Raw genomic sequence first — 14,917 nt, 5'->3', positions numbered from 1 at the left:
ACTCCTATCCTTTGATTGCTCCTGCTGTCATCCCTGCAACAATATGCTTCTGCATCAAGACATAGGCCAGCACAACAGGCAATGAAATCATCATAATGTCCGCAAAAACCAAGTTCCAATCCGACGCATGCTGACCAAAAAAGAAAAAGACGGTCAAACTCAGCGTAAATCGACTTGGACTATTTAAGAAATAAAGAGACAAATTAAAATCATTCCATATGGTCATAAAGGTCAAAATAAAAGCCGTGGCATTTATCGGTTTAAGCAGTGGAAAAATGACCTTCAAGAACAATTGGAAGCCCTCTGCTCCATCCATACTTGCCGCTTCATCAATTTCGCGGGGGACACCTGTAAAAAATCCAATATATAAATAAGTGGTAAATGCGAAATTGGTAGCGATATATAAGAAGATGATCCCCACGTAATTTCCCGTCAAATGTAGTTCCTTTAGGAACATATATGTCGTAATAATGGAAATGGGGAGTACCATGCCCGTCAATAGAAGAGAACGTAAAAACCGACAGAAAGCATCATTTCGGCGTTGAATAATATAAGCAGAGAGCGAACATAACAGGATGACCCCGATCACACTGACACCTGTGACCAAAATCGTATTGCCGAATGCTTTTCCAATGTGCGCCTCACGAAATACCGTGGAATAGTTGTCCCATATCTGCCAAACCTTAGGGAAAGCAAGGCTCAAATCGGCTGCTTCTTGTTGGTTCTTAAAGGAATTCATTAAGATGAGAATGGAAGGAATGGCTACAAACAGGCTGAGCAGGACGGCGATCAACTCAAGAGAATAACGTTTAACAGGCTTGGGCATCTTTTCACACCTCTTCTTCTCTGTTTCCTAGTAATTTGTTTAGTATAAGTACAATGCCAAGAATCATAAGGAAGAGGATCACGTTGGCAGCCGTTGCTTCTCCGAAACGCCCCTGAGCAAAGCTTTTGAAAATAACGATGTTAAGGACATTGGATGCGTTGCCAGGCCCTCCACCCGTTAGTCCATACACGATATCAAATACCTTCAAACCACCAATGATACTGAACATAATATTGGCTTTGATAACGGAGCGCAGCAGGGGAAGTGTTATATATCGAAACTGTTTCCATTTATTAGCGCCGTCAATGGTTGAAGATTCATACATGTCGCGTGAAATACTTTGTAATCCTGCTAAAAATAAAACCATGTGAAATCCAGTCCACTTCCAAATTTCTACGAACGACACCGAATACATGACAATCTGACGGTCAGTAATCCAATCTTTTGCCCAACTTTCCAAATGAAGTAGTCTTAACGTTTGATTCAGTATCCCTTGCTCGGGATGATAAATCGCCGTAAACGCTAGAGCAACAGCAACACTGCTTAATATGGCAGGGAAGAAAAGCATGGAACGAAGATAAACCGCTGTCTTTAGCTTCTGATTCACAAATAAAGCCAGCGACAAGCCAAGGGTGATTTTGACAACCGTCGTGAGTGTCGTAAACAAGAATGTATTGCGAAATGAAATCGTCGTATCATCGTTATCTAGTAAATTTCTGAAATTGTCCCATCCAATCCAATGGAATTTACCAATCCCACTCCAGTTCGTGAAAGCGTAATAAAAGCTAACGACCGAAGGAAGAACGAAGAATACGACAAACACCAAAAGGCCGGGAAGAAGCATGCTATAGGAGTAATTTCTTTTATTTAGCGATTGCATTAGACACCTCTCACCTCTCTCTATATGAAGAAAGAGAGCTGCACCCAGCGGCTCCCTTCCTTTTTAAGCGCCATGTTACTTGAATTTCGGATCGTCTTTGGACTTTGCATTCTTCTCAAATTCCTTCTGCATCGCATCCATGACTTGATCTGCACTTTTGCCGCCAGCCATGAAATCTTGAATGTACACCTCAGGCGTTCCATAGCCATATTTAAATCCGGATCCAAAGTTAACGACACCTTTACCTTCATCCACAAACTTCTTCGCATCTAGCTCTGGAGGTGTTAACTTCGTTTTTGATACACCTTTAATTGCAGGAATACCACCTTCATTTGCGAAGAAAATATTCTGGGTATCTACGGATTCAAAATAGTTCATGAACTTCTGTGCGGCTTCTTGATTCTTGCCTTTTACCACATATATGGCATTCGGGCTAAACAAAGGCAAACGCGGTTTGCCATCATCCACAGGCATCATGAAAGCGCCGATATCATTCAACTGATCAGGGAATTTCTTCGTCATGTCTGTCATCACCCAAGTGGCCATGTAGTACATCCCTGCTTCTCCTGTTGCAAGTGCTTTTTGCGCATTGTCATAGGTATCTGAAAGGAAGCTTTTATTGATATAGCCTTTGTTCTTAAGGTCTAGCATTACGTTCAAACCTTTTTTGAAGTTATCCATCTGTCCAAATTTCATGGTATTGTCATTGATCCCTTTGACGAGACTGACATAATCCGGCGTGGCTGCCGCCTCAAATGGTGCTAACTGCAACGTCCATGCGTCTTTCCCTGAGAAATACATCGGTGTTTTTCCTGCTTTTTGAATTACATCACTTGCTTTCAAGAAATCATCATATGTCGTAGGTACTTGTAGATTTAAGCTTTGGAACAATTTTTTATTATAAAGAACGACTCCCGCATTAGCGCCTTGATAAGGACCCGCGTAGAATTTTCCATCTACATCCATGGCACCTGTCCATGCTTTAGCGTCAAAGTTTTTCATCCATTCCTGACCATCCTGCTGTACAAAATTCTCAGCTGGATTACCAAGTTGGGTAATATGGGCTTGATCGGAGTAGTACAACAGAATGTCTGGTTTATCCTGAGTTGCAAAACGGGTTTTCACTAAGTTATCCCCTTGGTCCCCGTCAGCAATCTTTTCAAGTTGTAAATCGAAGCCTTTCGTCGCAGCATCCTTAACCACAGCCTGCATCCCCGCTTGATCCCATGAGGCATGCATCAATACTTTAAGTGACACATTTTTGGCTGGTGCAGCCGTTGCTGCAGCTTTAGCGCTGGCTTCAACCGTTGCTGCTGGCGACGGTGAAGGCGTTGAACTTCCCCCACTGCCACATGCTGTTGTCAGAATTATTGTAGATGCCAAAACTGCTGTCATTGTTCCTGTAGACTTTGTTGTAAATGAACCCCTCATCTGTATTCCTCCTCTTGTAAATGCTTACATCCTTAGTGTATAGGAATTCAAATTGTCGATAAATGGAGATATGTTCATGGGGAAGTGGACTTTTATTCAATCTCCATTTCCCCGTAATAACTGTATTGATTCCAATCTTTATTTCAAGTAAGCTTGTCTTACTATTAGGAAGGAGTCCACTTATGTTCGCTTATAAAACCTTCCAGTTCAGGCTGTTTATCACGTATTTGATCGCTATGTTATTTTTCGCTACCGTAATCGGGGTTCCTATGTATTTGTATTTAAAAGGAAATATTGAATCGAACATTTCTGGCAATGTGGAACAAAAAGTAGAAACTTCCTCTGCCCAAGTCGATCAGTGGTTTCAAGAATTCGCAAACATCTCCACACAGCTTTATTTAGATAATACAGATAATGCCGTCGTCCGACGTTTGGATACACTCTCCTCATCAGGCATTGATATTGATAAACTTAGTGTAAGTAAAACCATCTATAACAATCTCTCTTTGCTTACTGAAATTCATAAAGAACTAAAACGAATGAGCATTGTTACTGCCAACGGGGATCTCTATTCCAATAAAGACTATTCAAATTCACCATTACAATTGTTAAATGAGATAAATCTGAATCCAGTCCGCGAGGCAAAGGGAGCTCCTGTCGTTCGCTTCTATGAGCATGATCCATGGATTTCACCCCGTGTAGAAGGCAATCAACCTATCCTTTCTTTTTCACGACAATTACGGGTAGCAGATCGTGAAATTGGGTTTCTAGACGTTCAATTCAACGCAGACAAATTAATGCAAACGCCTTATCAAGGAAAGAATCCGCTCTCAAACGTAAATTTCGTTGTCTTCTCTGAAGATACCATTCTTTATCCATTCCCTAGTGATCAAGCCTTCATCCCAGATACGGTTCAAACCGTTCGTTCTTTGATGAGCAGCGCTACTCACTTTAGCTCGTATCTAACAAATAGCCGTGGAGAAAGCTCCTATATTGTCGCTATCCGTTCTAATCATACGCCATTTACCGTCATGTATGTTATCCCAAAGAACGAGCTTTTAGCGCCTCTTCAGCTATTTCGGAATGTCGCACTGCTAGCTGTAGGACTCTTAATACTGATGTCAACTGCCGTCTTTTACATTTTATCTCGAACATTAACATCCCCTTTATTCAAGCTTCGAAAAGCCATTGATTCCATCTCACTGGATGATCGCAGTCCTGATATTGATAATAAATTTAATGAAGATGCCATCGAAATGCTGAATCGCTCTTTCCGAAGAATGAGTGAAAGGCTGCAGCTATCCTTGGAAGAAACGGTCCAATTTCGGACGATGCAGCTTCGTTCACAGTTCGAAGTGCTGCAAGCACAAATAAATCCTCATTTTCTGTTTAATATGCTTGGTGTGATTAAAGCCCTGGCCGACAGGGAACGGAATGAGCAGATCTCTGACATTTCGGGTAAGTTAGCCCAGTTCCTACAGTACCCCATTACGACCAAAAAAACAGTTGCCCACATGGGAGAAGAGATTCAATTCGTTGAAGACTATCTCCAACTACTCAAAGTTAGATATATGCACCGTCTTTCCTATACCATCGATGCTCCTGAGCTTGTTCACCGGATTCAAATTCCTAAACTAACCATACAGCCACTTGTTGAAAACTGTATCCAGTACGGTTTTATTGGAAATCCAACCCTGATTATACATATCCATATCAATATCTACGAAGATCATTGGGAATTGTTAATCAAAGATAATGGACCGGGATTCCAAGCAGATAAGTTAGCTGAGATCCATCAACAAATGAGCGAAAATAATGACAAGATACGCACACATCAAGCCCTTGATCCTCTAACCATTGGAGGAATGGGATTACTTAGTACTTATATCCGACTTAAGCTGCTCTATAAAGAAGATCTTTCATTTGTTATTGGCAACGGTAAAGAATGCGGTGCTTATATCCTCATTTCTGGGAAACTTGATTACAAGGAAAGGTGAGACATCCATGCAAATTTTGATCGTCGACGATGAGCCTTTTTTTATTGAAGAATTGAAGCGGATTATCAACAAATTTAGAGTGAATAATGGGTTATCTATCGAGGCCTTCCATGAAGCTTACAGCGGGGAGCAAGCTTTGCAAATCATCCAATCTGCTCGTCCTGATGTGGTTTTTACGGACATTCGTATGGCTTCCATTGACGGTCTAGAGTTAGCCCAGACGATACAAAGCAACTGGCCTGATCTCCCTGTTATTATTGTTAGCGGCTATCCCTCATTTGACTATGCACGTGAAGCCATCCGCGCTCAAGTGATGGATTACTTGCTGAAACCTATTGATGAAAAAGCAATGAACCTCTTACTTACAAATTTGTATGCGGGGCACGAATTGCGTATCAGAGAGGATATCTCCCTTTGGCTGCAACAGTTGGCAGAGTTAACCAAACCGGAAGATCTAGCTAGCTGGCGAGATGCTGCCCCTAAGAAATACGAGCAATTTATGATCGGCTTGATTCGGACGCAAGAAACCATTAATTCTCAGGTAACCAGAGTTACTGAACAGCAGCAAGATTGGCCCCATGATGCCGTATGGATTAGTATCTCTACCAATAAGTGGGATTACCTTGTCTTTATCGGCTTTACCAAGGAGCAGTCTGAATCAACCCAGTTGGATCCGAATGATATCCTACCGAAATTCATAAAGAAACCTGAGCTCATCTCCTTCGTCTACACACCTGAGCCAGTTAAGATTGAACTCATGGCCAAAACCATTGAAAGTTTATATCAGCAGTTGGACTTAACGAAGGTCATAGGTCATCAACTCAATACGCCTTTACTTCCTGCAACCCTCCTTCATTCCTTGAATCAAAAGGAGGATAAGTTTGACTATCTAGTTAATAAATTATCTGCATTCATCACAAGCCAAGATGAGCCAGCCTTTCGCAAAGAAGTGGATAAGCTATTCAGGGAATGGCACCATGCGCAGTGCAACAACCATGTCATCGAGCAAGGCTTAAAGCACATTCTGCGCTCTGCAGCCAAACACGAACCTGAATGGACTACGTTTACCTTGAATCGTTTAAACAAGCATATCGAGGAAATCATCGTATTCGCAAATAGCTTTGAAGAGGTTTGCGATGCCTTTTGTCAAATGGTATCCCCTCTGTTCCATGATACCAACGTGGTTGCTAAGCTAGAAGATGAGTCCTATTCCTTATATCTTAGAGTTACGTCCTATCTCACGACGAGCTTATCAGAACCGCTCACCATGAACGATGTTATTGATAAATTCGAATTATCTAGAACATCCATTTGGTCCTTGTTTCGTCAACACGGTCAGACAACGTTCATTGAGTATCTGACGAACAAACGACTAGAGAAAGCCAAAGAGTTGATCAAGCATTTTGATACAATGAAGCTAAAAGATATCGCTGAACAGGTTGGGTATATGGACCATCACTATTTCAGCCGTATTTTCAAATCGGTAACTGGTCAAACGCCTACTGAGTTTCGAAATCAACATCATTAAGATCATCTGCTTCACAGCAGCAAAAAGAGGGTCCCCCGCCACATACATGGCTTTCGGGTAACCCTCTTTTCTTACACCCTAATTGTTGACCTCAACCTCAGCCAACTGCAGCAAATAGCCATCTGCACCGACTTGTCTGAGATTTGTTGCATAGATGCGAATCCTATCTGTGTTGTCTGCAAAGCCCCATGAAAATGTTTGTCCCGCGTTTCCTGGCTTCGCATAACCCGTTTTAACGACTCTGTCCAACCACGTGGACCCATTCCATACCTGAATCTTGAAGTCAATGGGGAAGCCTTCCCCTATATAACCGACATCATTTCTAGGGTAGAGTACGACACTCGAGAACGTCTTGACGGAGGGCATATTGATTTCAATCCACTCGGTATGGTTGGTCATGATGCCTAGTTGGCTGGAATACCCATTTGCACCGCTAACCGAATTCCGTTGTCCGTCTACTACTTTCCCTTTTAACCAGCCAAAATTCTCTACTGAACTTGATGCATTGATAGAAGAATTGAGAGCCAAATTGACCTTAGCACTTGTATTATAGGCTTGCAACTCAGCCAACTGCATAAGATAATTTCCTGGTGTTCCGTTTAATTTTGTTCCCTCAAACCTGAGATAGCGATAGTTGACCATGGCGAAATCAAATGTTTGCGGACCAACAACTGGAGCTCCGCCATTGTAGTTCGTTCGCGCCGTACCTGAAATCTGCGTGAAGTTGATCCCATCGTTGGAACCTTTTATCGAGAAATCAACGGGGAAATTTACGCCTTCGTAGCCTTGGTCATCCCTTCCGTAGGCAACAACCCGATTGATGTCCGTTGGAACCCCCAAATCAACGGTAACCGACTGCGTTTGCGTTGCGACGCTGGACGCCGGCCAATTGGTCCACCCCATCGATGCATTACCAGCATTACTCTGCAGACTATGTGTCACTTCATCGGTTAAAGCTGCTTTGAACCAGCCGAAATCTTCCGCGCTAGAGCTTGAAGACACTGGCTTGCCCGCTGCTAAATTAGGATGTGGAATCGTTGTATTGGTTATAATTGGCCCGGCATTCACTGCACTTGCGGTCGGTGCAAGCAGATACTGGACTACACTGTATGGAGCCAATGTAATCGTTCGAGTGAACGTACTGCTAGGCGCAATAATGGCGCTTTCGATCGGATCCATGCTTTCGCTGGGCCCAATGCTATAGCCTCTCAAACCTTGCGTATAATCCTGATAATAATTTCCGTGAACCGCGTCTACTAGATAGCCAGTGACCGAGATGTTCTTTCCTGCAGCCGCATACGGCAAATTATTCTCCGTAATTGTAACCGTATTGGTCATGTTGGAATTGTTCCATGCGATCAAAGAGGTACTCGTACTCGTTGTATCTTTGGTCGCAAAGCCATACGTATTGTTATCCGCATTGCCGGTTACCGAAGTCGTCAATTTCGTCGAATACATATTTTTATACATTTTGGTCACATTGAAGACAGCTTTACGATGATTATCCACCGTCAAGAGCCCTAAATCACCATTAAACCTTTGTGTAACATTCCAGCCTTCCGTCGGGGAAAAATAAAATATCTTGTTCAAATTCGTTTTCATTGAAGCTAAGTACATTTTTTTGGCCGCATAGGCGCCCAGAAAATTGGTGTCCACTGCCGCACCTGGTCCGTTCGCCATGTTATAGGTATAATTCCATTCATTCGCTAAGATCGGTTTACTGCCCAATCCACGGTTATTCAACATCGTTTGAACGGTATCCACACTGTTCCAATCCGTATCTGTTTCTGCATAAGCATGATAGGATACGAAGTCAAAAGGCACAGTTGGATGACTTTGCACATAGTCCAATAAAGAAGTGAAAAAAACAGATACATGACTTGCTTCACCATTTCCTCCTACAAGTGCCGTAGAGTCGATGGCTTTCACGGCCGTCGCCGTATTGGCGTATAACGTATTGAATTCTGCTGGTGTGCCCGTAAAGAAATTTATCGGCTCATTCCACACTTCCCAATACCAACCTGTGTACCCAAGCGTTTTGTAATGCTGCACTAACGCTTTAACAATGTTCTGCCAATCCGTCATGCTGCTGGGCATCGCATTCCAAGCGCCTAATTGGCTAGGCGTATAACTGAGCGTCATAAATGGCTTCATGCCTTTTGCCAACAGCGGTAACACGACTTTGTCTAATTGATCAAAGTTGTAGGTAAAATTCGGGCTTGTGCCTTGAACGATATTGTAATACCCAGGGTCAAACAAATGATCTAATCGAATTAACTGCAGACCAGCCTCCGCATAATTGTCATATTGTTCTGGTAAGAAATTCGTGTTTTTCGTAGCTGCGTAGCCACCTTGGGAGGCATTCAATAATTTAGACTTATCGTAAGTACCTGTGTTGGAGTTATAGTCTGCTGTAATGTTAATAGCAGCCGCGTGTGCCGAGCGAGGAAAAACGTAGGTAGAAGACAAGAATACCAGCACACAAATGAGTGAAAGCAATGACATTTTACATCTCATATTGAACAACTCTCCTTTTATTTTCATAAAGTCCGGATTGCACCATTTGATTTAATGGTCCTTACTTGCAAGTACCTTCATCATTTCACCCCCTATCTTACGTGATGAAGCATTCCTTGCCTTGTAAATGTAAGCGATATCATTTTTGCAGTAAATAGAGTTTTGTTTAAATAGGAAGTGGATTATTGTTCTACAAACTAAAAAGACCACTCTTTCCATCTTTCATTGGAAGGAGTCGCCTTTTTACTTTCACTATACCACCTGGAAAAAATCATAGCTCCTACTATTTCCGCCAAAACGTCGAACAATCTGCCTTATCCACTATATTGAACGCAATCATTTTCTCAAGTAACGAGAAATCAACCGGACTATTCCATTTGATACGTACCAATTCCTTGGTGTGATCATAGCCAGCCTGCATAATATCATCAGAGAAACGAAGAATCCCTGCCTTTTCAGGGGCAACTGCCAAATGAGGTTTGGCTACGCTAAAGCCAATAATAAACGTATCGTGATCGGTAAACATCGGCTGATTCCAGGCAATTTTGGGCATTAGATTCGGGAATTTTTTAGAAACCCAAGTCAAAACCTCTTCCGTCCGGTCCCGATGCTGCGGGTTATCTATACGCCCTATAAATTCTGCAAAAACGTCCATGCAGCTTCCTCCTATCATTTATTTAGATAGCTTTACTATTAACCTTAGAAATTGTTTTTAATCAATTTAAAAATCTCATCAACAGCTAGCTGATACCCGCCTGATTTCCGAAGGGACTCCCTGCTGTTTGTAGCAGCTTCCTTGAAAGATGAGTGGTTTAACACATGATCTACAGCTTCACGCAGTTCTTTTGCAGTCAAGCCTTGCATTTGCAACGTGATGCCTGCTCCGATATTTGCGACTTGCCCAGCAATGATCGGCTGATCCGCGCTTTGTGGGATGACAATAAGGGGAACCCCGTAATAGAGGCCTTCCTGGGTACTATTCATGCCGCCATGTGTAATAAATAATTTGCTGCATGTCAGGACATCCGTTTGTGGAACATAATTTCTAACGATGAAGTTGCTAGGAATTTCACCTAAATCAGCAATTTGCGTTCTATTTCCAATCGACATCACAATCGTATGATCCGTGTTGCCTAATGCCTCCAAACACAGTTTATAGAAATCTATGGCTTGGTTAAAGACTGTACCCAGTGAGATATAAATTGGGTTCTTCCCTTCGATTGCAGGAAAGTCAAAGTTTGCTTGTGAAAATCGTGAAGAGATGGATGGACCTACAAATTGATACGTTTGATCGAATGCATCTCCATCAGGTTGAAACTCTCTTGTTGTATACACGATTGTAAGAGGTGCAGGATTGCAGAACACTTCGTAAGGCGAATGGATCTCCACATCATATTTGTCCTTCAGCTGCATCGTCAGGCTCTGAAAATGATCGTTAATAGGCTTAACTATTTCTGCAGGAACTGTTGTGAAAAATGATGCCAACATGTGATCAAATGAGACTTGGGTCTGCGCAAACGAAGTGCAAGAGTTGATGGCAGGAAGCTTAAGGATTTGAGCAAGTAAACGTCCACAACCAAACATGGAGTCATGGATCATATAATCAAAATGCTCATCTTTTATCTGCTCCAGAACGCTTGGTATGACGATATCAGCCGTAAGTAAAAGCCCGTTTATCCTTTCAAGTACATACGTTCTTCCACCTGAGATGAAGGCTTTTATAAACTTTTGATCGTCAAATGTTCGTACAATAGCTCCCGTCTTTTCAATACGCTCTCTATAAGCTTCTATCGTAAAGTACACGACCTCTTCTCCACGAGAAATAAGCTCTTGCACAACGCCTATCGTTGGGTTGATATGCCCTTCTGATCCACCATTGATAACTAATGCACGCGCCATTTGTACCACTCCTTAGGTAAACTGTTCTCTACATTGTAAAACGTAAAGGGCACTCTCTACCATTTTACATATAAATATCAAAAAAATCTCCTAACCACTTGAACCTGACGTAACGTCATGTTTTATAGTATAGTTACCGGTAAACAGCTAGCGCAGCAAAAAGGAGATGATCATGAAACAGCTTTGGAAAGTGGGAGAGCTTGCTAAACTCACGGGACTCACGATACGAACATTGCGGTTTTACGATCAAATCGGCTTGTTCTCGCCTTCGGCGCATTCCGATTCGGGACACAGGCTGTACAGTGAAGCGGATCTGTCGCGGCTGCAGCAAATTTTATCGTTAAAAGAGCTCGGCTTATCGCTGGATGAAGTGAAATCCGTACTAACCGGCGAACACTTCAGTCCGCTGGAGATCGTATCGCTGCAAATCGCCCGTCTGAAAGAAAACATTCAGATGCAACAGAATCTTTTGGTCGAATTGGAGTACGTATCCAATCTGATGCAATTGAAACAACCGGTCACGGTTGATGATTTTACAACATTGCTGGACATGATGAAGAAGAGTCATGAAAAATATATCATCGAACGTCGAATGACGTGGGAACGCCGGCTGGATCTGCTGGGCGACCTCGTAGACGGACATTCCGATGATTCAAATCAAGGGAGCTGACAATTATGAACGAACGATTTGCCGTACATAACACCTTCGTCATCGAACGGGTGTATAAAGCCTCGCCTGCGCGGGTTTTTGCCACATGGGCGGATCCCCAGCTGAAAGAGCAATGGTTTTCAAAACCGGATGAATTCGACTTCCGTGTTGGCGGTGAGGAAAAAAGTCAGGGAGGGCCTCCTGGCGGACCGGTATTTACCTACGATGCTCGGTATCATGACATTGTCCCGAACGAGCGCATTGTTTACAGCTACACATTGGATATGGATGAGAAGCGGATGTCGATTTCCGTGACTACCGTCGAGTTCAAGCCAGAAGGTGCTGGTACGAAGCTGATCTTCACTGAACAAGGCGTCTTCCTGGATGGTCACGATACACCGGCTCAGCGCGAACACGGCACCAAGGAGATGCTGGACAACCTGGGCAAGCAGTTGGAAAATAGTTGAACGTAATCATCCTATGAGGAGATTTACGGCCAGGCGGGACATGGGATTTTATCATGCATGGACCGAATGATATCGATTACCTCAATAAGAGCGAGTTTGTCGAAATCGGACCCGTTCGTAAAACTTACAACTAATTTTGGGACAACTGCAACCTATTCGAACCAACCTCCGTCTGAGGGTTTGTCAACATGATTGACGCTATATTCAAACATCGGAAGGAGTTTTATGATATGAAGAAAAAACTAACTGTAATTTTAACTTTGGCGGGGATACTCGGCACAACAGCCGCAGTCGGAGCTGAGGATTTGGTAGAAAAGGTGACAGGATACTTACAAAAAGATGTAAAGATTGTTGTTAACGGACAAGACAGCAAGCTTACGCCCGTCTACATCGATGGCAAAGCGTACCTTCCTGTACGCGACGCTGCGACTCAGCTTGGCTATACGGTAAATTACGATGAAGCAAACAAAGAGATCGAACTGGACGAAGCAGAAGTTGCTGACCTCATGCGTGCAACTGGTGTAATCGTAAGCGTACAGACAAAGGATGACGGGAATACCCGCATCGAGCTGCTCGGCAGCACATGGGTCATTTTAAACGTAGACAAATCGACTGTCATCAAGAGCCTTGACGGTAAAACACTAACTGCAGCTGATCTGAAAGCCGGCACTGAAATCGACGCTGGATTCGGACCTGCTATGGCGATGAGCTATCCAGGCCAAGCACAAGCTGTAAACATTAACGTTCACGCAGACCGCTTAGTTAAAGAAGATACCATTAAAGAAGTGAAACATACGGATGATGGCTGGCAAGTTCAGTTAGACAATCTGGTACTTAATGGCGGTAAAGAAACTCGTGTCATGACATCGCAAGGTGAATCCGTGAAATGGGAAGACCTGAAAACTGGCGCGAAAGTAACAGCCTACTACGGCCCAATTGAAACGAAAAGCCTGCCTCCGCAAAGCCCTGTGTTCCTTCTCGTTGTTCAGGCTCCATCGACTGTAACCACTACACCGAAAATGCCGCCAGAGACAGCGCAAGAATACCGTAACTTGGCATGGGCACAAGTGAAAGAGCAAGCCTCCCATATTACAACGAAGCAAGACGAAGCAGTGGTTCAAATCGTTTCCTCTAAAGAGGTTGGCGTATTGGCTTCCACAGACGAGCAGAAGAAATTGCTCGCAGACATTCAAGCTGCGAACGGCAATTTCCTGACAGTTACTTACAACACAGACCAAGATGAGCTTCTTGGACCGTTGACTGCCGTGTTCGATTTCAACACAAAAGCATTTATCGGCTTCAACGCTAGAAGATAAGCGACTTCCAAACAGCCATGAAATTCAACTTCCATTGAATTTCATGGCTGTTTTATGTAGTGAACGATTCCATTATATTTGGAATACATTAATTTTTGATTTCAGTAGATCAGCCTGACATCGCAACATTTCCGAGGATGAAGATAGTTCTTCCATAACAGCCATTTGTTCTTGTACGGATGAAGAAACTAGTTTCGTCTCCTTTGAAATCTGAGTTGCAATCTCCGCTACTTCGTTCGTTTGGATTAAGGCACTTTCAATCTTCTGGATCTGATCCGTCACACAACCTACAATATTTTCTACCGTTTGTGCTGTTTCCAGAACGGCTCTGTTGATTTGATTTAGCGCCTTCTTTCCTTCCTCGCCCTTGATAATTTCGCGGCTTGCGAGTTGTTCTTGATCGGTTATTTTCTCTACAACTCCCGCTACATCCAATTCAATCCGTGTGGTCAACTGGTCGATATCCTTCACGGCCCTGGCGCTTTGTTCAGCCAACTTTCGAATCTCCCCAGCTACGACCATGAAACCTGCACCATGCTCCCCTGCTCTCGCTGCTTCAATGGAAGCATTTAAGGCAAGCAAATGTGTTTGCTCTGCAATATCTCCGACAACCCGCGTTATATGTCCAATTTCCTTCGCATTATCGTGTAACTGCCTGACGACGCCAATGGATTCCATATTGGAATTAGCCAGGTTCAGTAGACCTTGTACGAGTGAACGCACAATAACCTCGCTCTCCTTGATGGTTCTCAACGTTTCTTGAGAAATGGTCTGCGACTCTCCTGCTTTTGCTCCGATTTCATCCGCTGCTTGTTTAATCTGTACGACCGCCGTTAATGTTCCTTGCGTAGAAGCTGCTTGCTCCGATGCACCGTTCGATATCAATTCAACAGCGCCGGCTGTGAGTTCGATCTGTTGGGCTGCCTGGTCCATACCACTCCTTAATATGCCTGCATGGCTGTCCGTGAACGAAACACTAGCAGATATATCCGTAATGATTTGCCGCAAACTTCCAATCATTTTCTCAAAAGATACACTAAGCAAGCGAATTTCGTCATTCGAATGGTACATTGGAATTTCCACTTGTAAGTTACCGGTAGCGGCTTCGTTTGCTGCGTCAGTCAATCTGAGCAGTGGTTTTGTAAACCAGGTGGCGCCAAACCATCCCAATAAACCTGTCCAAAAAATACCCAGCAACATAATAATAGAAAGATACAGCCAATCTGCCATTCTTGGAGCAATGATGTCTTTTAAATAGAAAATAAATAATGCGCTGCAGCCATACGTGACGATAGATACAATAACAATACCGACTACAATTTTTTTGACTAAACTCAAATTCATGAATGAGCACCTTCGTTTCGACAGAATGTAATACGTGCAAGCGTCTCATTTCTGATGAATCTG

12 protein-coding genes are annotated in these 14,917 nt (G+C 43.2%); 5 read left to right on the top strand and 7 right to left on the bottom strand.

Features of this window, described 5'->3' with window-relative positions; genetic code table 11:
- Positions 1-4: 4 nt before the first annotated feature.
- The 3 genes from AC58QG_RS18985 to AC58QG_RS18975 form a co-directional block, all read right to left on the bottom strand.
- Positions 5-826 (bottom strand): carbohydrate ABC transporter permease, encoded by an 822-nt coding sequence (locus AC58QG_RS18985; protein WP_497363694.1) that lies wholly within the window; start codon positions 824-826, stop codon positions 5-7.
- Between the two features lie 4 nt (positions 827-830).
- Positions 831-1,706, bottom strand: a complete 876-nt coding sequence (locus AC58QG_RS18980) for a carbohydrate ABC transporter permease (RefSeq protein WP_497363693.1) — start codon at positions 1,704-1,706, stop codon at positions 831-833.
- Between the two features lie 75 nt (positions 1,707-1,781).
- Entirely contained in the window at positions 1,782-3,137 is a 1,356-nt protein-coding gene (locus tag AC58QG_RS18975) for an ABC transporter substrate-binding protein (RefSeq protein WP_497363692.1), read from the bottom strand.
- 182 nt (positions 3,138-3,319) lie between these two features.
- On the opposite strand from AC58QG_RS18975, the gene AC58QG_RS18970 reads away from it, so the two are divergent.
- Positions 3,320-5,134 carry a sensor histidine kinase gene (locus tag AC58QG_RS18970; RefSeq protein WP_497363691.1) on the top strand — a complete coding sequence of 605 codons (1,815 nt, stop codon included), beginning with the start codon at positions 3,320-3,322 and terminating at the stop codon, positions 5,132-5,134.
- Positions 5,115-6,662: a response regulator gene (locus AC58QG_RS18965; RefSeq protein WP_497363690.1), complete on the top strand. Its 1,548-nt coding sequence runs from the start codon at positions 5,115-5,117 to the stop codon at positions 6,660-6,662. Before AC58QG_RS18970 ends, AC58QG_RS18965 begins: the two co-directional genes overlap by 20 nt.
- Before the next feature lie 78 nt (positions 6,663-6,740).
- Here the strand turns inward: AC58QG_RS18965 and AC58QG_RS18960 are convergent, their stop codons facing one another.
- The 3 genes from AC58QG_RS18960 to AC58QG_RS18950 form a co-directional block, all read right to left on the bottom strand.
- On the bottom strand, positions 6,741-9,179 hold the full coding sequence (locus AC58QG_RS18960; protein ID WP_497363689.1) for a GH39 family glycosyl hydrolase: 2,439 nt from the start codon (positions 9,177-9,179) through the stop codon (positions 6,741-6,743).
- 283 nt (positions 9,180-9,462) lie between these two features.
- Positions 9,463-9,834 carry an iron chaperone gene (locus AC58QG_RS18955; RefSeq protein ID WP_497363688.1) on the bottom strand — a complete coding sequence of 124 codons (372 nt, stop codon included), beginning with the start codon at positions 9,832-9,834 and terminating at the stop codon, positions 9,463-9,465.
- A 44-nt stretch (positions 9,835-9,878) separates the two neighbouring features.
- Positions 9,879-11,078 (bottom strand): macrolide family glycosyltransferase, encoded by a 1,200-nt coding sequence (locus AC58QG_RS18950; RefSeq protein WP_497363687.1) that lies wholly within the window; start codon positions 11,076-11,078, stop codon positions 9,879-9,881.
- Between the two features lie 172 nt (positions 11,079-11,250).
- Here AC58QG_RS18950 and AC58QG_RS18945 point away from each other — a divergent pair, with 172 nt between their 5' ends.
- The 3 genes from AC58QG_RS18945 to AC58QG_RS18935 all read left to right on the top strand — a co-directional run bounded on the left by AC58QG_RS18945 (position 11,251) and on the right by AC58QG_RS18935 (position 13,510).
- Positions 11,251-11,748, top strand: a complete 498-nt coding sequence (locus AC58QG_RS18945; RefSeq protein ID WP_497363686.1) for a MerR family transcriptional regulator — start codon at positions 11,251-11,253, stop codon at positions 11,746-11,748.
- 5 nt (positions 11,749-11,753) lie between these two features.
- A complete protein-coding gene (locus AC58QG_RS18940; protein WP_497363685.1) occupies positions 11,754-12,194 on the top strand; it encodes an SRPBCC family protein in 441 nt (146 codons plus the stop codon).
- A gap of 230 nt (positions 12,195-12,424) precedes the next feature.
- Positions 12,425-13,510 (top strand): stalk domain-containing protein, encoded by a 1,086-nt coding sequence (locus AC58QG_RS18935; protein ID WP_497363684.1) that lies wholly within the window; start codon positions 12,425-12,427, stop codon positions 13,508-13,510.
- 72 nt (positions 13,511-13,582) lie between these two features.
- Here AC58QG_RS18935 and AC58QG_RS18930 read toward each other — a convergent pair whose 3' ends face one another.
- Positions 13,583-14,854 (bottom strand): methyl-accepting chemotaxis protein, encoded by a 1,272-nt coding sequence (locus AC58QG_RS18930; protein ID WP_497363683.1) that lies wholly within the window; start codon positions 14,852-14,854, stop codon positions 13,583-13,585.
- Between the last annotated feature and the right edge of the window lie 63 nt (positions 14,855-14,917).

The organism is Paenibacillus sp. J22P169 (genome assembly GCF_059691995.1).
The sequence above is the reverse complement of the archived record's forward strand: the minus strand, read 5'-3'. Positions and strand labels throughout refer to the sequence as shown.